The following is a 19,139-nucleotide window of genomic DNA, read 5'->3' as shown; positions in this document are numbered from 1 at the left end:
AAAAAGTTCGTTAAACATCATTTTCAGCTTCTTTATTATAATTAATCTATTCTCCTGAGCCTAAGACGTCGATTCCGTCTGGAAGAGCAAGTGGATTTTCTGGATCAATTCGGTCGTAGAACATAACACCATTCAAATGATCGATTTCGTGCTGAACCACAATAGCTGGGAACCCTCTTAATCGTTCTTTATGTTTTTCACCATCCAAATCAACATATTCAACAGTTATGCGTTTATGTCTTGGAACAAAACCTTCAACTTCTCTATCAACAGATAAACAGCCTTCGCCATCAGGAAGACAAGTCTGTTGAACTGAATGACTCACGATTCTTGGGTTGATCATGATTCTACTAAATTCGGGTTCGTCTGATTCTTCATCAGCTGCTGGTAAATAAACAGCTAAAAGTTGACTAGAGACATTCACTTGGGGAGCAGCGATACCTACACCAGCTCTTAATTCATATTTTTCTGCAATTTCAGGGTCTTGACTGTTGATCAGAAACTGTAACAGTTCATTAGCTAACTGTTTTATGTCTTCTGACAAAGGGAAATCTACTTTTTTTGCGATTTTACGTAAAGTAGGGTGACCTTCCCTGATAACATCTTTCATTGTAATCAATTGAATACACTCCTTCATTCAGCATTCTTCTACTCTGAGAGTTAGCTTCACCATTTTAACAGTTTTATTAAAGAAATGCACGTCACAATAGACTCTTTAGCAGTTGAAATATTAGAGCAAACAGTAAATTAATCATTGGATGATATAGTGAATAAAATCACAAATGAAAGCGATTGAAACTGTTGAAAAACACGTCTTGGATATTCATTAATATTATATAACAGTTTAAAAGACTGTATTACTATCGTTAACACTAATTAATGGTATTTAAAATCGCGGAATAAAAACACATCGATAGTGTTTGTTTTCACAAAAAGCTTTATAACCTTGTTCTATCAACGTTTTTAGACATATTCTCAGAGTCAATGACTTGCAAAATGGAGTGATGCATGGTAAATTTAACGAGGAATCGAGAAAAATGATACAGTTGATTTCAGCTGTTTCAACTAATAAAAAGTTTAACTAAAAGAGAGGAATGTATAGTCTATGGCAAAGCAACCAGTTGATTACGAAGCATTACTAAGTTCAATCGAAGCTTCGTTTCCGATGGTTCAGATTCTTGATAAAGATGGTAAAGTCGTAAATGAAGACATTATGCCTGATTTATCAGATGATGAGTTAGTAGAATTAATGGAGAGAATGGTGTGGTCACGTGTGTTACATGATCGCTCTATGGCTTTAGCACGTCAAGGACGTTTAGGATTTTACGCTCCAACTATGGGACAAGAAGCTTCTCAATTAGCAAGTCACTTCGCATTCAAGAAACAAGATTGGCTATATCCAGGTTACCGTGATGTTCCGCAATTGATCCAACACGGTTTACCATTATCACAAGCATTCTTGTGGTCAAGAGGTAATGTTGAAGGAAACAACTATCCAGAAGGTCTTAACGCAATTCCACCTCAAATTATCATTGGTGCACAATATATCCAAGCAATGGGTAACGCAGTTGGACAAAAATTTGCTGGAAAAGAAGACGAAGTTACTTTCACTTATACTGGTGATGGCGGTTCTTCACAAGGTGATGTTTACGAAGGTATGAACTTTGCTGGACGTTACAAAGCCCCAGTAGTATTTTATATCCAAAACAACGGCTATGCGATTTCTACTCCACGTGAGAAACAATCTGCAGCAAATGCATTAGCTCAAAAAGCAGCAGCAGCAGGTATTCCTGGTATCCAAGTTGATGGAATGGATCCGTTAGCAGTATACGCTGTTTCTAAACAAGCACGTGACTGGGCAGCGGCTGGTAATGGTCCTGTTCTTATTGAAACAATCACTTCACGTTTCGGACCACACTCAACTTCTGGGGATGATCCAACTCGTTACCGTGAACAAGAATCATTCGATTACTGGGAACAACGTGATCCACTGATCCGTTTCCGTAACTTCTTAACTGAAAAAGGTCTATGGACTGAAGAACGTGAAGAAGAATTGATTGAAAAAACTAGAGAAGAAGTTAAACAAGCTGCTAAAGAAGCAGATCAAGCTCCAAAAATGAAAATCTCTAAATTCTTAGAAAGTATGTTTGATGCTCCAGGTCAAAACATTACTGAACAGATTGAGAAATACCAAGCAAAGGAGAGTAAATAAGCATGGCGAATCTAACAATGATTCAAGCAATCACTGAAGCTTTAGATCAAGAATTAGCTCGTGATGAAAAAGTCTTGATTTTCGGAGAAGATGTTGGTAAAAACGGAGGAGTTTTCCGTGCGACTCAAGGTCTTTACGATAAACATGGTGAAGAAAGAGTTAACGATACGCCTCTTGCTGAGTCAGGTATCGGTGGTATGGCATTTGGTTTAGCTGTACAAGGTTTCCGTCCAGTGATGGAAATTCAATTCTTTGGTTTCGTATTCGAAGTAATGGATTCAGTTGTAGGACAAATCGCTCGTACGCGTTACCGTATGGGTGGAAACATGAACATGCCAGTGGTTGTTCGTTCTCCATTCGGTGGAGGGGTTCACACTCCTGAAATGCATGCTGATTCACTTGAAGGATTAATGGCTCAATCTCCTGGATTGAAAGTTGTTATTCCTTCTAACCCTTACGACGCTAAAGGACTTTTAACTTCAGCAATTCGTGAAAACGATCCTGTAGTATTCCTTGAGCATATGAAACTTTATCGTTCATTCCGAGATGAAGTACCTGAAGAACAGTATACTGTTCCAATCGGTAAAGCAGCTGTTGCAAAAGAAGGTACTGACGTAACAGTTGTAGCTTATGGTTACATGGTTCGTGAAGCACTTAAAGCAGCTGAAAAACTTGAAAAAGATGGCGTTTCTGTAGAAGTAGTAGATCTACGTACAGTTTCACCAATCGATTACGAAACAGTCGTAGCATCAGTTGAAAAAACGGGTCGTATGGTTATGGTTCAAGAAGCTCAACGTCAAGCTGGCGTGGGTAACACTGTAATTTCTGAAGTATCTCAACGTTCTGTACTTTCACTTGAAGCACCAATTGGATTTGTATCTGCACCTGATACAATTTATCCATTTGGTCAAGCTGAAAATACTTGGTTACCAAGTGCTGACGATATTTCTGAAGCAATCAATGAAGCTGTAAACTTTTAATTAAATCAATCAGATCGGTATTTTAAGCATTGATCTATCAACAAAAGGAGAAAAACTAGTTCAGTATCTCGAGCATCTGTATTGTTTTTTCTTCCTATTGTTGTATGTATTGATCAACGTAGTTAGAAAACAGATGATTGAATAATCATAAACGAGAAGGGAAGAGCGCAAACATGGCTTTTACATTTAAACTCCCTGATGTAGGGGAAGGAATGGCAGAAGGCGAGATCGTTAGCTGGTTAGTTTCTGAAGGAGACACAGTAGAAGAAGGCGACTCAATTGCTGAAATTCAAAATGATAAATCAGTAGAAGAATTAGCATCACCAGTTGATGGAACAATTAAGAAATTTTTGGTTGAGCCAGGTACTGTTGCAGCAGTTGGAGATCCAATTGTTGAAATCGACGCTGAAGGTCACGAATCAGAAGAAGCTGCAGCTCCGGCTGAAGAGAAAGCTGAAGAAAAACCAGCAGAAGCTAAAACTGAATCTAAAGGATCTACAGGTACGTTCACATTCAAACTTCCAGATGTTGGAGAAGGAATGGCAGAAGGCGAAATCGTCAGCTGGTTAGTTTCTGAAGGAGACACAGTAGAAGAAGGCGACTCAATTGCCGAAATTCAAAACGATAAATCAGTAGAAGAATTAGCATCACCGGTTGATGGAACAATCAAGAAATTCTTGGTAGAACCAGGTACTGTTGCAGCAGTTGGAGATCCAATTGTTGAAATTAGTGCAGAAGGTCACGAATCTGAAGATTCTTCAGAATCTAATGCTTCTTCAATTGAATCTGGAACTGCTAAAACAGATCCAGCAGGAGCTGAAGCTGCAACTTCTGGACAAGTTGTTAAAACTTCAAACCCTGATAGACGCGTTCTTGCAATGCCGTCAGTTCGTCAATATGCTCGTGAAAAAGATGTTGATATCAGTGCTGTAGAAGCTACTGGTAAAGGCGGACGTACTACTCGTGAAGACATCGATACATTTATATCAGGTGGCGGATCTGTTGCTGCGAAAACTGAAGAAACTTCGTCTGCTAAAGAAGAAGCTACTCAGTCTACTGCTAAAGCATCTGCTTCTAAATCTACAGGATCATCTAAAACTGTTTCAGCTGATGCTAAACCGTTTAAATCTGGTCGTGCAGATGAAGAGACTCGTGAGAAAATGAGTACAACTCGTAAAGCGATCGCTAAAGCAATGGTTAACAGCACGTTAACAATTCCTTCAGTTGCATTGTTTGACGAAGTAGACTTCTCTAAAGTTATCGCTCACCGTACGAAATTTAAAGCAATCGCGGCTGAAAGAGGAACTAAATTAACGTTCTTACCATACGTTGTTAAAGCTTTGATCTCAGTAATGAAAAAATACCCAGCCCTGAATGCATCAATTGATGATACTACTGATGAAGTGGTTTACAAAAACTACTTTAACATCGGTATCGCTGCTGATACAGAGCAAGGTCTATACGTACCAGTAGTTTCAGATGCGAATACTAAATCAGTATTTGATATCGCTGACGAAATCAATGACTTGGCTTCTAAAGCACAAGAAGGAAAACTTAAAGGAAGCGATATGGCAGATGGATCTATTTCAATCTCTAATATCGGTTCTGTAAATGGTCAGTTCTTCACACCAATCATTAATCACCCAGAAGTGGCGATTTTAGGTGTAGGACGTTCATTCAAGAAACCAATCGTTAACGCTGAAGGTGAAATCGTAGCGGCTCCAATGCTTCCATTGTCACTTGTTTTCGACCACCGTATTATTGATGGTGCGACAGGACAAGCAGCAATGAACGAATTGAAAAAATTATTGGCAGACCCAGATTTACTATTAATGGAAGGCTAAGGTGAAAGTTAAATGGTTGTAGGAGATTTCGCAATTGAGTTAGACACAGTCGTAATCGGCGCTGGACCTGGTGGCTATGTAGCTGCCATCCGCGCTGCTCAAATGGGACAAAAAGTTGCCATTGTAGAAAAAGAATTTATTGGTGGAGTTTGCTTGAACGTTGGATGTATTCCTTCTAAAGCATTAATCTCTGCTGGACACAAATACCAAGAGTCATTAGATTCTCAAGTTTTCGGTATCACTACTGAAAACGTAACTCTTGATTTTTCGAAAACTCAAGAGTGGAAAAAAACTCAAGTTGTTGATAAATTAACTAAAGGGGTAGAAATGCTTCTTAAAAAGAACAAAGTTGAAATCCTTTACGGAGAAGCTTTCTTCAACGATGAACACACTTTACGTGTAATGGGTGAAGATAGTGCTCAAACTTATTCTTTCAACAACGCTATTATTGCAACTGGTAGCCGTCCAGTACAAATCCCTGGATTTAAATTCAGTGATCGCGTACTAGATTCTACGGGAGCTTTGAACCTTACTGAAGTTCCTAAGAAAATGGCTATCGTTGGTGGTGGTTACATCGGTTCTGAATTAGCTGGAGTCTATGCTAACTTAGGTACTGAAATCACTATCCTTGAAGGTCTTCCTTCAATTCTTAATGGTTTTGACAAAGACATGGTTAAATTAGTTGAGAAAAACTTCAAAAACCGTGGCGTTAATATTGTCACTAAAGCTATGGCTAAAGAAGCAGTAAAAACTGATGATGGTGTAACAGTTAAATACGAAGCTAACGGAAAAGAAGAATCTTTAGACGTTGATTATGTATTAGTAACCGTTGGTCGTCGTCCGAATACTGATGAACTTGGTCTAGAACAAGCTGGTGTAAACATGAGTGATCGTGGCTTGATCGAAGTAGATAACCAAGGACGTACAAATATCGAAAGCATCTTTGCTATTGGTGATGTTGTTCCTGGTCCTGCACTAGCTCACAAAGCTAGCTATGAAGCTAAAATTGCTGCAGAAGCAATTTCGGGTAAAAAAGTTGCTGTTGATTATCGTGCGCTTCCAGCAGTAGCCTTTACAGATCCTGAAATTGCATCAGTAGGTTTAACTGAAGCAGAAGCTAAAGACAAAGGTCTTGACACTAAAACGACTAAATTTTCATTAGCTGGAAATGGTCGTGCGTTATCCCTTAACGCTACTGAAGGTTTCGTACGTTTAGTAACGACTAAAGAAGATAACGTAATTGTCGGAGCTCAAGTTGCTGGACACAGCGCTTCTGACGTTATTGCTGAACTTGGGTTGGCGATTGAAAGTGGTATGAATGCGGAAGATATCGCAATGACTATCCACGGACACCCTTCACTAGGCGAATCTGTAATGGATGCAGCAGAAGCTGCTTTAGGACTACCAATCCACATGTAAATATTGATAGATTTAATCGAGTGGGTATTCTTCTCACTCGATTTTTTTACATAGTTTAAACATAACAGCTATACTTTGATAGAAAACCTAAAAACTTATATAATGAACAGAACGAATAGAAAAGAGGAATGTACATGTCTGATATTCAAAAAAGAGACCAGTTAATCAAACAATGGATAAAAGAAACCGCTGAAATGATTGAAGAAGCAAAGGAAAAAAGTTTAGAAGTAGAAGAAAAATCAGCAAGAAATGATCTTGTGACAAATATGGACAAGAAAATTGAAGAGGTTTTGACTGATAAAATTAGAAGCCATTTTCCTGATGATCGTATCTGTGGAGAAGAAGGTTTTGGAGATAACCTTGAAGATTTGAAGGGGACTGTCTGGTTTATCGACCCGATTGATGGAACGTTAAACTTTGTTCTCCAACAAGAGAATTTTGCCGTAATGATTGCAGTATACGAAGAAGGCAAAGGTGTACAAGGATATATCTATAACGTGACTGAAGAGAAACTTTATCACGCTATTAAAGGACAAGGTGTATTTTGCAATGGCCAGCCAGTAAGCGCACCTGATAATAAAAGTTTATCGGATGGACTGATGGCTACAAATAGTCAATTGATGACACAAGATGCTTTCAGCGATTATAGAAAAATCGCAGGCCGATCTATGGGTGTTAGAATGCTAGGCTCAGCTGGATTAGAAGTGACCGAATTGATCAAGGGTAACATCATGGCTTATGTAGCTACAAAATTGAGTCCTTGGGATATTGCACCTGGTAAAATTATGTTAGAAGAATTCGGTTTTAAGATCTCAAATTTCTCTGGAGAACCAGTTGATTTACTGAAAACAAACCAGACGATTTTTGCAACACCAAGTGCCTACAACGAAATTGTGACAACAAATTTTAAATAGTTTCAAAAAATAGTGTATTTTCTGAAAATTACTGTTATAATAAGAAGTGGAAAAAAAGGTCCAATGACTTAGCATTTATTCTTGCGTTGAAGTCAAACCAAGAGTAAGTGTCTTTTTGTGTGAAAATCTGTTAAACTTTTTTAGAACTTTTAACTTGACTAAATATGAAATATTGGATTCTAAAGATTTGTAGTTTAAAAAATGATGAAGTCTCACCGTAGTTATTAAGGAGTGAATGATTAAATGGAAATTAGAAATGATATTCGTAACATTGCAATTATTGCCCACGTTGACCATGGTAAAACAACACTGGTTGATGAATTATTGAAACAATCAGATACACTGGATGCTCGTAACCAACTTGGTGAACGTGCAATGGATTCAAATGATCTTGAAAGAGAACGTGGAATCACGATTCTTGCGAAAAACACGGCTGTTAAATACCAAGATACGCAAATCAATATTTTGGATACACCTGGTCACGCCGATTTCGGTGGTGAAGTTGAACGTATCATGAAAATGGTTGATGGTGTAATTTTAGTTGTTGATGCATATGAAGGTACGATGCCGCAAACGCGTTTTGTATTGAAAAAAGCATTAGAGCAAAAATTACGTCCAATCGTAGTTGTAAACAAAATCGACAAACCTTCTGCTCGTCCTAAAGAAGTTTTGGATGAAGTATTAGACTTATTAATTGAATTAGATGCAGACGAAGAACAATTAGAATTCCCGGTAATCTATGCTTCAGCATTGAACGGAACTTCAAGCTTCTCTGACAACCCAGATGATCAAGAAAATACGATGAATCCAGTCTTTGAAACAATTGTTTCTGAAATTCCTGCACCTGTGGATAACAGTAATGAGCCGTTACAATTCCAAGTTTCTCTATTAGATTATAATGATTACGTTGGACGTATCGGTATTGGTCGTGTATTCCGCGGTACAATCAAAGTTGGAGACAACGTAACATTAAGTAAATTAGACGGATCAACTAAAAACTTCCGTGTAACAAAACTATTTGGTTTCTTCGGCCTAGGCCGTGTTGAAATTCAGTCAGCTAAAGCTGGTGACTTGATTGCAGTATCTGGTTTTGAAGACATCTTTGTTGGAGAAACCGTTACACCTGTTGACCATGTAGATCCACTACCAATCTTACGTATCGATGAGCCAACATTACAAATGACTTTCTTAGTCAATAACTCTCCTTTTGCAGGTCGCGAAGGTAAATGGGTTACTTCGAGCAAGTTAAATGAAAGATTGAATATGGAATTACAGACAGATGTTTCTCTAAAAATCGATCCGACTGACTCTCCAGATGCATGGATTGTTTCAGGTCGTGGTGAGTTACACTTGTCTATCTTGATTGAAAACTTACGTCGTGAAGGATACGAGTTACAAGTATCTCGTCCAGAAGTTATCATCAGAGAAATCAACGGTAAAAAACACGAGCCGTTTGAGCGTGTTCAAATTGATACCCCAGAAGAATACATGGGATCAATTATTGAAAACCTTGGACAACGTAAAGCTGAGATGAAAGATATGGTCCATACTGGAAATGGTCAAGTACGTTTAATTTTCTCTGCTCCTGCACGTGGTTTAATCGGATTTACAACTGAATTCCTGTCTATGACTCGTGGATATGGTATCTTGAACCATACATTCGAGGAATATTTACCAATGGTTGCTGGTGGAGCTGGAGAGCGACGTCAAGGAGCACTGGTTTCTATGGAAAATGGTTCTGCTACAACATACGGTATCATGAACTTAGAAGACCGTGGTGTAATCTTTGTTGAACCAACAACTGAAGTATATGCTGGAATGATTGTTGGACAACATAACCGTGATAATGACCTTTCTGTTAACGTTGTTAGAGAAAAACAAAAAACAAATATCCGTTCTGCGAATAAAGATCAGACAAATGTTATCAAACGTCCTCGTATCTTAACGCTTGAAGAATCATTAGAATTCTTGGCTGAAGATGAGTACTGTGAAGTAACACCTGAATCTATTCGTCTACGTAAAAAAATCTTAGATAAAAATCTACGTGAAAAAGCTGGTAAAAAATCTAAATAAATATTCTAAGTCAGTAGTGCTTACTACTGGCTTTTTTTAGTGCGCCCGGCGTGGGCGACAACTTGGTGGTGAAAGTCCACTACAGGCTTGGCAGTAGGAACTGTTAGCGAAAGACAAGGGTGTCCGCCGTGAGGCGGAATCTGAAGGAAGTCGGACGCAAATGCTCGCACTGACGAACAGAAACTTCATATCAAGGCTGAATCAGGACGGACGAGCTTGCTAAACAAAGTAAAGTCCAATACTGCACGAATCCTGTACAGTAAATGAAGCAGTGACATGAGCGGAAGGTTGTCGTTCTTACCCGGGGAGGTCTGTCTAGCGACCGTTCGGTCGTAGTAACAACGAATAGGCAGAAGTCAGCCGAGGTCATAGTAGGGAAAATGTACTGAAGGACCAAACAATATCAAATACAAAGTATAGATTGGAGGTTAGAAGGGACGTTTACTGCAGAAAACAACCGAATGGTTGGCAATCTACAGAGGGATAAGGTGGAACCGAAAGAGTATGTAGATGTGTAGAGTACCCTTCTAGGTCAAATGAAAGAACTGTATCGTAAGTCTCCATCTTTGATGGAGCTCGTTGTAAGTAGAAAGAATCTATCGACACCTGCCACGAAAGTTAGACGTAATAAAGGAGCAGCTGGGATAGACGGTATGACAGTATGGGAAGTCGAGGAACATATTGAAGAAATTTATCTGCCATTGAGGCAGAAACTCCTTAATGGAACTTATAAACCTCAACCCGTTAAACGAGTTGAAATTCCTAAGCCAAACGGAGATAAACGTAAACTCGGTATTCCTTGCGTTCGTGACCGTGTTGTACAAAAAGCTATCAAACAAGTGATTGAACCACTGATTGACCCGCACTTTCTTCCGCAAAGTCATGGATTCCGACCGAATAAAGGAACCCATACAGCATTGAAGCAATGTGTAGATTATTACGAAGAAGGATATAAATTCGTGGTCGATTGTGACTTGAAACAATGTTTCGATACATTAAGTCATGATAAACTGATGTACCATCTTGAAACCTTTATTCAAGATACAGCGATTTTAAAGGTTGTCCGTAAGTTTTTGATGAGTGGTGTCATAGACCTGTCTGGCGAATTCGTAGAAAGTAAAACAGGCGCACCGCAAGGTGGCGTACTCTCGCCCCTTCTCAGCAATGTTTACTTACATGAACTGGACAAAGAACTAGACCGTCGTGGTCATCGATTTGTTCGTTACGCGGATGACTTCGTCATCTATGTGAAATCTAAACGAGCAGGTGAACGTGTGATACAAAGTGTGACACAATTCATCGAGAAAGATTTGAAACTAATCGTTAACAAAGATAAGAGTAAAGTCGGGTCTCCTACTCGTTTAAAGTTCTTGAGCTGTCTGATAAGGAAAGTGAATGGAACCTGTCGTTTTATCCCTACAAAATCAGCCAAACAGAAATTTAAACGAACACTCAAACGACTAACGAGTCGTAAACGTTCCGGAACCTTTGAAGTTATTATAAAGGAAATCAATCAAGTGACTCGAGGGTGGATTGGCTATTTTGGTCTTGGATTTATCAAAATGTTCATAAAACGGATAGAACAATGGTTACATCATAGAATCAGACAGCTGATACTCAAAAAATGGAAGAAAAGCAAAACGAAAATAACGAAGTTATTCAGCTATGGATTGGATATGGATAGTGCTAGAAGAATCGGATTTTCCCGCAAGAAGTACTGGAGGCTATCCATGACGCCTGTAGTTCATCAGGCACTTATAACGAAAAGACTCCACCATTGGGGCTTAGTCTCTTTAAGCTCCTTGGTAGAGTCAGCTTGCGCAAGGTATTGAACCGCCGTGTACGGAACCGTACGCACGGTGGTGTGAGAGGACGGTAAATCAATTAATGATTTACCTCCTACTCGATTTTAACAAATATAAATGATTAGTTGTCTCAAAGCGCTTTTATGCTATACTGTTATTGACAATGATTATCAAGGGGGCCTGCAGAGTGGATCGCTTAAGAAATGCACTTGCTAAAGATATTCTAATGGAAGACGCTAGTAAAATTTCTACTTTGATCGAAAATCAGAAACACTTGTGTGTGGCATGCCCTGCTTTTGAAGAGGTTATTGATACACAGATGTTTGGATTCTCAAAAAAGATTGAATTTGCTTCCTCTTTGGGGATATTAGATGAAGAAGAAGGTCAGCTCATGTTAAGTGAACTGGAGAAACATCTGAATGATTTAATTAATGAAGCTTACGACGAATCAAAAGAATGAGAAAAAGATAAATACTAAAATCCTCTCATATTGAGTGGATTTTTTTGTTATAATAGGTGAAATCAATCGTTTCGAGGAGAGAATTAAATGTTAGAAGACCAAAATGAAAGATCCTGTCTAGTCGTATGGGTCTATACAACCAAATATATTAATAAATTGAAACGATATGGATTAGTCCATTATGTCTCAAAAAAAATGAATTATGCTATTTTGTATATAGATAAAAAGGATAAAGAATCCGTTCAACAAAATCTTTCCAAGCAACATTTTGTAAAAAAAGTTGAAGAATCTTATCAATGTGAGATGCCTAAGACTTTCGACGGCGTACTTGATGAAGTCCGAGTACTCGCAGCTCAAAGAAAAAAAGAAGATGAAAGTAAAGAAATTTCAATATTTAATCAGCTTTCTTCTGGCTGGAATTGAGGTTAAAAATGAGAGTGATATCTGGAGAATATGGTGGTCGCCCTTTAAAAGCAGTACCGGGAACGACTACTAGACCAACAACCGATAAAATCAAAGAATCTGTATTCCACATGATTGGTCCGTATTTCGACGGAGGAACTGTCTTAGATTTGTATGCTGGAAGTGGATCTTTGGGAATAGAAGCTGTTTCAAGAGGGATGGATCGAGCAGTTTTAGTAGATTTTAATTTCAAAGCAATCAGGGTTATTCAAGAAAATGTCGAGATGACAAAAGAACCTGAAAAATTCACAGTTTTAAAGAAAAAAGATCGTCAAGCCATAGTAGAATTAGAAACAGCTAAGCGATTATTTGAATTAGTCATCCTAGACCCCCCATATGCATTGCAAAAAATTACAGAGATTGTTAAAGATCTTGAAAGCAGAAATTTGATTGACTCAACTTCGATGATCTTATGTGAAACAGATAGAAACACAATTTTACCTGAATCTATAGGATCTTTCAGTGTAACAAAACAAAAAGTCTATGGATCAACAAGAATCACCGTTTATAGAGGAGGCCGTGAGTGAGTATGAAGGCTCTATATGCAGGTAGTTTCGATCCATTTACGAATGGACATTTAGATATTGTCCAACGAGCATCTACGCTATTCGATGAAGTCATTATTGCTGTTAGCGAAAACATTTCAAAACAACCTTTATTTGACGTTGACCAAAGAATGCAGATGATTATTGATTCACTTGAATCTCAATTACCAGATTCAAATGTAAAGGTGTTGAAACATAAGGGTGGTTTAACGATTGACCTGGCAGAAGAGTTAGAGGTCAAAGCCTTGATTAGAGGTATCCGTTCTATTAAAGATATGGAATATGAGATGGATATTGCTTCAATGAATAAAACTCAAAACAAAGAGATTGAAACAGTTTTCCTCATGTCAGATGAACACTACCGCTTTGTCAGTTCTTCGTTGGTTAAAGAAGTTGCAAAGTTTCATGGGAATATCCAAGGATTGGTTCCTGAAAACATAGAAAAACAAATAAAGCAAAAGAATAGGTAACTAGGAAAGCAGGGAAAGTGATTGAAAAAGATACCTTTATGGATAAAACTTGTCGTGATACTAGGATTTGGCTACTTATTTTTTTTAAGGCCTATTCCTTATTATATTGAAAGACCGGGTGGCGTTTTAGATCTAAATCCCGTAGTAGAAGTTGAAGGAGCTTATTCTGAAGAGCCTGGTAAATTCATGATGACGACGGTTGAAATTCTTCAAGCTACACCTTTTTCTTACTTATTCCAGTTTCTGCCCTATAATGATGTCGTCACCGAAGCAGAACTCTTTGGGGAAATAGATGACTACGAAGCTTATAATAGATTGCAGAAATACTATATGGATAGCTCAGTTCATTCAGCAGTGGTTGCTGCATTTGATGCCGCAGAGTTACCTTATGATCTTACTTATAACGGTGTTTACGTTATGAGTGTAACTGAAAATTCAAACTTTTCGTCCTCTCTTCAAATGGGGGATACCATTACTTCTGTGGATGAGTTAGAGTTTGAGAACACAGACCAATTTATGGACTACATCAAATCAAAAGAAGTGGGCAATACCGTTACGATTCATTACGAGCGTGACGGCGTAGAGAGTGTGTCTGAAGGACAGTTGATCGAATTAGAAGAGACTGGAGAGCCTGGTATTGGAATCTCTTTAGTAGACCAGTCGACCGTCGTAACCGATCCGGAAGTGACCATTCATTCCGGTCAAATAGGTGGGCCTTCTGCTGGATTAATGTATTCTCTACAAATTTATTCGATGATTACAGACTCTGATTTGAGAGACGGACAAACTATTGCAGGGACGGGAACCATTTCAGATGATGGAACCGTTGGACCTATTGGTGGAATCGACAAAAAAGTCGTTGCTGCTGATAAAGAAGGGGCGACTGTTTTCTTCGCTCCAGATGATGAACTGTCTGCTGAACTGAAGGAAGATTATCCTGATTATAAAACAAATTATGAAGTCGCTGTAGAAGCTGCTGAAGATATTGATACGGATATGGTGATCGTACCAGTTAAAACGTTTAGCGATGCAGTCGACTATCTAAAAAGCTTAAGTCCTGTAGCTCAATTGCCTTCTGATAAGGACCTTGTTCCTTTAATCGCTGCATAAATCATTCAAATAAGGAGATCAGGTGAAAAACTTGATCTTCTTATTTTTTTGTTCATTAGTTTTAGAAAAGGAAAACAGTATATATAGTAGATGGTCAAACTGGAGGAGATGATACATGGAAAAGTTCGTCTATTGGTTAAAAAATCAGCCGCCGTTAAATTACTATATCATAGGTTTTACTTCTATCATTCTAGGGCTTTTATTCATCTTAGTGTTTGCTGTAAATAAACCTGAGACATTTGTAGAAGAAGAATTAACAGAATTATATTCCGATACAAGTATGTCAGCAGAAGAAACCTTTAATGATGAAGCTGAGGAAGACATTAGCGAATCGTCAGAGCTTATTATCGAGCTCAAAGGACAAGTAGTCTATCCTGGAGTATATACTTTAAAAGAAGGCGCGCGATTAGGAGAGGCGATTATAGAGGCAGGTGGCGTAACAGAAACAGCGGATGATCGAACGATCAACAGAGCGCTTGTGCTTGTTGATCAGATGATGGTCTACATACCAGCAATCGGTGAAGAGGCGTTTACAAATATTGACACCGGAGTAAATGATGAAACTCAAAAAAATAAAATAAACATCAATAATGCTGATCAAGGGGAATTAACACAGCTCAACGGAATTGGAGATTCTAGAGCTCAGTCAATCGTCCATTACCGGGAAGAAAATGGTCGATTTAAGACGATTGAAGAAATTAAGAATATATCGGGTATTGGTGAAAAAATATTTGACTCTATAAAAGAAGATATTGTAGTAGATTAACCTTTGAGTGATTGATATGCAAAATACTCTCTTGTATACTATATAGACGTAGGAACACATTATTGGTTTAATACCAGTAAAGATTGTGAGGAAAAAGATGACAGATAGAATTCCATGGAATCAATATTTCATGTCACAGAGTATGTTGCTAGCTATGAGAAGTACTTGTACTAGACTATCAGTAGGAGCCACCATCGTTAGAGAAAAGAGAGTGATTTCTGGCGGATACAATGGATCTGTAAGTGGAGACGTACACTGTATTGAGCATGGATGTTATGTAGTAGATGGACACTGTGTCAGAACGGTTCATGCCGAAATTAATGCTATTTTACAATGCTCTAAATTTGGTGTTAAGACAGAAGGTTCCGATATCTATGTGACGCACTTTCCATGTTTACAGTGTACAAAAACGATTATACAAGCAGGTATTCAAAAGATATACTATTTAAGAGATTATCACAATAACGATTATGCTTTGAAACTTTTAGAGCACGCTAAAATTGAGGTTGAACAGATAGATGTTCCTAATGACTTTTTTCAAAATATAGGACATCTTTATAATTCAGATTCAAAACCCGATCATACGGTTTCATAAAATTTGAAATAAAAGGTTTTCTAATCTTTCCGGCTATCCTTTCATTATCAATGATAATGATGGTCTTAGAAAACTTTTCAGCACTGTCTGTGGCAGTGGTGATAATCGTCATTATTCGCTTGATTATGACCAGAAATGGTCAGATTCTGTTCATTTCGGTGTTTATCGCATCGATTCTTTGTGGCTTAACGATGTTAAAGACACATAACGAAAAAACATGGTTAAATGAAGGTGTACAAACGACTCGTGTGCTCGTCAAAAAAAGCACGATTGATATTGATGGAGATCGACTCAGATTTACGGGTCTAGTTAAGCTAAATAATAAGCCTAATGAAGAAGTGATCGTTACCTATAAAATCCAGTCAGAAGAAGAGAAGAATGACTTTTTAATCGATTCTTTCTTTGATTATGTTGAACTGACCGGTTCTTTATCAAAACCCAATCAAGCGCGTAATTTTAATCAGTTCGATTATAGAAAGTATTTATACAGAAATCAAATCTATTGGATTTTTCAAGCGGACACTATCCGAAAACTTCCTGAAGAAAAGATCAGTATGCCTTTTTCATATCGAGTAGATAGGGTAAGAACACTTTTTTTAGAATTTATTGATAGGATTCTTTCTGGTAAAACGAGTGCCTATATCAAAACATTACTTTTTGCGGATAAGCGAGAAATGTCTGAGTCTACCTTGGAAAACTACCGAGATTTAGGTGTGATTCACCTTTTAAGTATATCAGGTTTGCATATTCAGTTTATGATCGCCTTGGTGAGAAACGGTCTACTAAAATGCAGACTAACAAAAGAGACGACAGCAGTCTGGCTACTGGTATTCTTACCCATTTATGGATATCTTTCTGGATTTGGAGTCAGTGTGTTTCGAGCGATTGTACAAGCTTTGATTGCTACAATTTTCACACTACTGAAACGCCCATCGTCGTCACTTGACAATTGGGCATTAACCTTGATGCTGGCATTACTGATTGACCCTTATCAAATGTATTCTGCAGGTTTTCAGTTAAGTTACTTACTGAGTTGTCTGTTGATTTTACTTTCAAATCAAAAAAATGTTCAGTTGATGTCTCCTTTGAAGCAAACGGTTGTATTGAATTGTACGCTCTCAATTGTGAGTATTCCAGTACTATCTTTTCATTTCTTTGAATTTTCTTGGATTGTTATCCTACTGAACTTCTTTTTTATTCCACTATTCTCTTATTTGCTGTTGCCGTTATTAGTCAGTTTATTTATTTTGGGAGTCCTGTTCAGTAAATGGCCATTGTTTAAATGGGTTAACGCTGTTTCAGACTATTTACTAGATGGAATAGAACAAGGCGTAAAAATTTTAAGTGAAAGCTATGATTTTTCTTTTGTAGTCGGCAGGCTATCAGTAATCGGCATGATTTTTTTAGTTTTGGGTATCCTAGTGTTTTTGATCACTTTAGAAAAGAATAGGGGTCATAGGAAAAATGGCATAATCCTAATTGGATGTCTTTTGTTCTTTGTAGGGTTATTTTCGGAACAATTATCACCTGTTGGAAAAGTTATGATGATAGACGTGGGTCAAGGAGATTCGCTGTTGATCAAACAGCCATTTGGTAAAGGCAATTATTTGATTGACACTGGTGGACTAGTGGAATGGAAGTCAGTAGAAGAGTGGAGAAAAAGAGAAACACCTTTTGCAGTAGGGGAAGATATTGTCTTGCCGACTATAAAATCACTAGGTGTAAATAAGCTTCATCAAATTTATCTTTCCCATGCCGATGCTGACCATATTGGAGCTCTTGAAGAAATCATTCAAGGCATACAGACACAAGAAATCTTAGCGACTCAATCGACCTTTTTGGATCCATCACTTGAAGCAATGATGCCAGAGTTCAAAAAACGAAAGATTCCATTCACTATCTTAAGTAGGGACTTAGAAAGTGTCTTGGGACCTGGTCTAAGAGTCATTTATCCAGATGAGGATAAAAATCTAAAGGAGAATCAAAATAAAAACGAGGCTTCATTAGTCTTGTATGGTAAAATCGGTCGATACAGATGGTTATTCACAGGAGATCTTGAAGCGACCGGAGAAGAGGTTATCACACAAATGTATCCAAACCTAGCAGTGGATATATTAAAGGTCGCTCACCATGGAAGTTCGACTTCTTCTCAAGAAGTTTTTTTAGATTCTTTGAGACCAAAAGTAGGATGGATTTCGAGCGGTGTAAACAACATCTACGGACATCCAAACCCTGAAGTGTTGAGTCGATTAGAAGACAGAGCAATCGATGTTTACAGAACAGACCTAAGAGGAGCTGTTCTGTATGAATACTATACTTTCCCCTTTATTAAACTTAATGATGATCGTATGATACAAGTAATATCTCATCATGATGATACAAATTAGTGAGGAGCTCAGGATGATTGAGTTAAAAAAACAAATCAAAGCAATAGAAAATAAAACATACTCAGCCGTTTATCTGATTCAGGGAACGGAACAATATCTAAGTGAAAAGGTGAAATTTGCGCTCATCAATTCAGTATTGGATGATGAAGTTTCTGAGTTCAATTTTGGCCAGTTCGATATGAGAGAAACAACGATTGATGTAGCTTTACAAGAGGCTGAATCCTTTCCGTTCTTTGGAGATAAAAGACTCGTATTTGTACAGTCTCCTTATTTTTTGACTGGTAAAACGGTAACTAATGGACCTGATCACGATATGAGTTATTTTGAATCATACCTAGGAAATCCTTCCGATTTTTCGGTGCTTGTTATATTTGCACCTTATGAAAAACTGGATAAACGAAAAAAAATAACCAAAACCCTTTTGAAGCAAGCTGAAATCATCAATATTGAGCCGCTGAATGAAAAATCTGTTTACGATCTTGTGAAATCTACATGTGAGACCGAAGGGTATTCTATTGACTCGAATGCACTAGATAAATTGATTCAGCTCACTGATCGAAATCTTTCTAAAAGTATGACCGAATTAGATAAACTAATGATTTATCATCAACAAGATAAGCATATCAATATATCTACAGTAGAGCAGTTAGTTCCTAAAACGCTTGAACAGAACATTTTTGAATTAAATGATTTAGTGTTGAGTAAAAAGGTTCAGGAGTCCGTTGAACTTTATCAGGATCTGTTAACGCAAAAAGAAGACCCCATTAAAATAATAGCGTTGATGATTGGTCAGTTTCGATTGTTACTTCAAGTGAAAATTTTAAGAAGAAAAGGGTACCAGCAAGCTGATATTGCAAAAATCTTAAAAGTACATCCTTTCAGGGTGAAGCTAGCACTGCAAAAAGAAAAGAAATTCGAACAGAAAATACTCTCTAAAGCTCATCACCATCTTATAGATGCAGACTATTTAATCAAATCAGGTAGAGTAAATCCAGAGCTTCAAGTGGAACTATTTATTTTAAAATTTTCTGATGATCAGTCACATTTACAAGTAAACTAAATAAGTTTCTGTTTGAAATATTGCAAAAGTAATTATT

The 19,139-nt window shown here is 37.7% G+C and carries 17 protein-coding genes; 16 read left to right on the top strand and 1 reads right to left on the bottom strand.

Features of this window, described 5'->3' with window-relative positions; translation table 11 throughout:
- Positions 1-46 precede the first annotated feature (46 nt).
- Complete coding sequence (gene def / locus LG377_RS08700; RefSeq protein ID WP_225744269.1) at positions 47-619, bottom strand: peptide deformylase; 573 nt, start codon at positions 617-619, stop codon at positions 47-49.
- A gap of 486 nt (positions 620-1,105) precedes the next feature.
- Between def and pdhA the strand changes: the two genes are divergently transcribed.
- The 16 genes from pdhA (at position 1,106) to holA (ending at position 19,102) form a co-directional block, all read left to right on the top strand.
- Positions 1,106-2,212, top strand: coding sequence for a pyruvate dehydrogenase (acetyl-transferring) E1 component subunit alpha (gene pdhA / locus LG377_RS08695; RefSeq protein ID WP_225744268.1), 1,107 nt, complete (start codon positions 1,106-1,108; stop codon positions 2,210-2,212).
- Positions 2,213-2,214: 2 nt separating this feature from the next.
- Positions 2,215-3,192, top strand: a complete 978-nt coding sequence (locus LG377_RS08690; protein ID WP_225744267.1) for an alpha-ketoacid dehydrogenase subunit beta — start codon at positions 2,215-2,217, stop codon at positions 3,190-3,192.
- Between the two features lie 173 nt (positions 3,193-3,365).
- Entirely contained in the window at positions 3,366-5,036 is a 1,671-nt protein-coding gene (locus tag LG377_RS08685) for a 2-oxo acid dehydrogenase subunit E2 (RefSeq protein WP_225744266.1), read from the top strand.
- Between the two features lie 12 nt (positions 5,037-5,048).
- The gene (gene lpdA, locus LG377_RS08680; protein WP_225744265.1) at positions 5,049-6,455 is read left to right on the top strand and encodes a dihydrolipoyl dehydrogenase; all 1,407 of its coding nucleotides are present in this window, start codon (positions 5,049-5,051) and stop codon (positions 6,453-6,455) included.
- A gap of 134 nt (positions 6,456-6,589) precedes the next feature.
- Complete coding sequence (locus LG377_RS08675) at positions 6,590-7,369, top strand: inositol monophosphatase family protein (protein ID WP_225744264.1); 780 nt, start codon at positions 6,590-6,592, stop codon at positions 7,367-7,369.
- A gap of 243 nt (positions 7,370-7,612) precedes the next feature.
- The gene (gene typA / locus LG377_RS08670) at positions 7,613-9,442 is read left to right on the top strand and encodes a translational GTPase TypA (protein ID WP_225744263.1); all 1,830 of its coding nucleotides are present in this window, start codon (positions 7,613-7,615) and stop codon (positions 9,440-9,442) included.
- A 536-nt stretch (positions 9,443-9,978) separates the two neighbouring features.
- Positions 9,979-11,274, top strand: coding sequence for a group II intron reverse transcriptase/maturase (gene ltrA, locus LG377_RS08665; RefSeq protein WP_225744262.1), 1,296 nt, complete (start codon positions 9,979-9,981; stop codon positions 11,272-11,274).
- A 160-nt stretch (positions 11,275-11,434) separates the two neighbouring features.
- Positions 11,435-11,707 carry a DUF1507 family protein gene (locus LG377_RS08660; protein WP_370632553.1) on the top strand — a complete coding sequence of 91 codons (273 nt, stop codon included), beginning with the start codon at positions 11,435-11,437 and terminating at the stop codon, positions 11,705-11,707.
- Between the two features lie 87 nt (positions 11,708-11,794).
- Positions 11,795-12,130, top strand: coding sequence for a YlbG family protein (locus tag LG377_RS08655; protein WP_225744261.1), 336 nt, complete (start codon positions 11,795-11,797; stop codon positions 12,128-12,130).
- 8 nt (positions 12,131-12,138) lie between these two features.
- Positions 12,139-12,696 (top strand): 16S rRNA (guanine(966)-N(2))-methyltransferase RsmD, encoded by a 558-nt coding sequence (gene rsmD / locus LG377_RS08650; RefSeq protein WP_225744260.1) that lies wholly within the window; start codon positions 12,139-12,141, stop codon positions 12,694-12,696.
- Positions 12,697-12,698: 2 nt separating this feature from the next.
- Entirely contained in the window at positions 12,699-13,184 is a 486-nt protein-coding gene (gene coaD / locus LG377_RS08645; protein WP_225744662.1) for a pantetheine-phosphate adenylyltransferase, read from the top strand.
- A gap of 21 nt (positions 13,185-13,205) precedes the next feature.
- Complete coding sequence (locus LG377_RS08640; protein ID WP_225744259.1) at positions 13,206-14,294, top strand: SepM family pheromone-processing serine protease; 1,089 nt, start codon at positions 13,206-13,208, stop codon at positions 14,292-14,294.
- A 115-nt stretch (positions 14,295-14,409) separates the two neighbouring features.
- Positions 14,410-15,060 (top strand): helix-hairpin-helix domain-containing protein, encoded by a 651-nt coding sequence (locus LG377_RS08635; protein WP_225744258.1) that lies wholly within the window; start codon positions 14,410-14,412, stop codon positions 15,058-15,060.
- A gap of 97 nt (positions 15,061-15,157) precedes the next feature.
- Positions 15,158-15,655: a ComE operon protein 2 gene (locus LG377_RS08630; protein ID WP_225744257.1), complete on the top strand. Its 498-nt coding sequence runs from the start codon at positions 15,158-15,160 to the stop codon at positions 15,653-15,655.
- A gap of 50 nt (positions 15,656-15,705) precedes the next feature.
- Positions 15,706-18,042, top strand: a complete 2,337-nt coding sequence (locus tag LG377_RS08625; protein ID WP_370632552.1) for a DNA internalization-related competence protein ComEC/Rec2 — start codon at positions 15,706-15,708, stop codon at positions 18,040-18,042.
- Between the two features lie 13 nt (positions 18,043-18,055).
- Positions 18,056-19,102 carry a DNA polymerase III subunit delta gene (gene holA, locus LG377_RS08620; RefSeq protein ID WP_225744256.1) on the top strand — a complete coding sequence of 349 codons (1,047 nt, stop codon included), beginning with the start codon at positions 18,056-18,058 and terminating at the stop codon, positions 19,100-19,102.
- Positions 19,103-19,139: the final 37 nt, after the last annotated feature.

Origin of the sequence: Marinilactibacillus sp. Marseille-P9653, assembly GCF_916618885.1 — a bacterium.
GTDB lineage: Bacteria > Bacillota > Bacilli > Lactobacillales > Carnobacteriaceae_A > Marinilactibacillus.
Note: the sequence above shows the minus strand (reverse complement) of the source record. Positions and strands in the feature narration are given on the sequence as shown.

Bases quoted from the DNA above. Each gene is read 5' to 3' on its own strand.
- pdhA (WP_225744268.1), top strand. From the start codon at position 1,106: ATGGCAAAGCAACCAGTTGATTACGAAGCATTACTAAGTTCAATCGAA.
- LG377_RS08690 (WP_225744267.1), top strand. From the start codon at position 2,215: ATGGCGAATCTAACAATGATTCAAGCAATCACTGAAGCTTTAGATCAA.
- LG377_RS08685 (WP_225744266.1), top strand. From the start codon at position 3,366: ATGGCTTTTACATTTAAACTCCCTGATGTAGGGGAAGGAATGGCAGAA.
- lpdA (WP_225744265.1), top strand. From the start codon at position 5,049: ATGGTTGTAGGAGATTTCGCAATTGAGTTAGACACAGTCGTAATCGGC.
- LG377_RS08675 (WP_225744264.1), top strand. From the start codon at position 6,590: ATGTCTGATATTCAAAAAAGAGACCAGTTAATCAAACAATGGATAAAA.
- typA (WP_225744263.1), top strand. From the start codon at position 7,613: ATGGAAATTAGAAATGATATTCGTAACATTGCAATTATTGCCCACGTT.
- ltrA (WP_225744262.1), top strand. From the start codon at position 9,979: ATGAAAGAACTGTATCGTAAGTCTCCATCTTTGATGGAGCTCGTTGTA.
- LG377_RS08655 (WP_225744261.1), top strand. From the start codon at position 11,795: ATGTTAGAAGACCAAAATGAAAGATCCTGTCTAGTCGTATGGGTCTAT.
- rsmD (WP_225744260.1), top strand. From the start codon at position 12,139: ATGAGAGTGATATCTGGAGAATATGGTGGTCGCCCTTTAAAAGCAGTA.
- coaD (WP_225744662.1), top strand. From the start codon at position 12,699: ATGAAGGCTCTATATGCAGGTAGTTTCGATCCATTTACGAATGGACAT.
- LG377_RS08635 (WP_225744258.1), top strand. From the start codon at position 14,410: ATGGAAAAGTTCGTCTATTGGTTAAAAAATCAGCCGCCGTTAAATTAC.
- LG377_RS08630 (WP_225744257.1), top strand. From the start codon at position 15,158: ATGACAGATAGAATTCCATGGAATCAATATTTCATGTCACAGAGTATG.
- LG377_RS08625 (WP_370632552.1), top strand. From the start codon at position 15,706: ATGATAATGATGGTCTTAGAAAACTTTTCAGCACTGTCTGTGGCAGTG.
- holA (WP_225744256.1), top strand. From the start codon at position 18,056: ATGATTGAGTTAAAAAAACAAATCAAAGCAATAGAAAATAAAACATAC.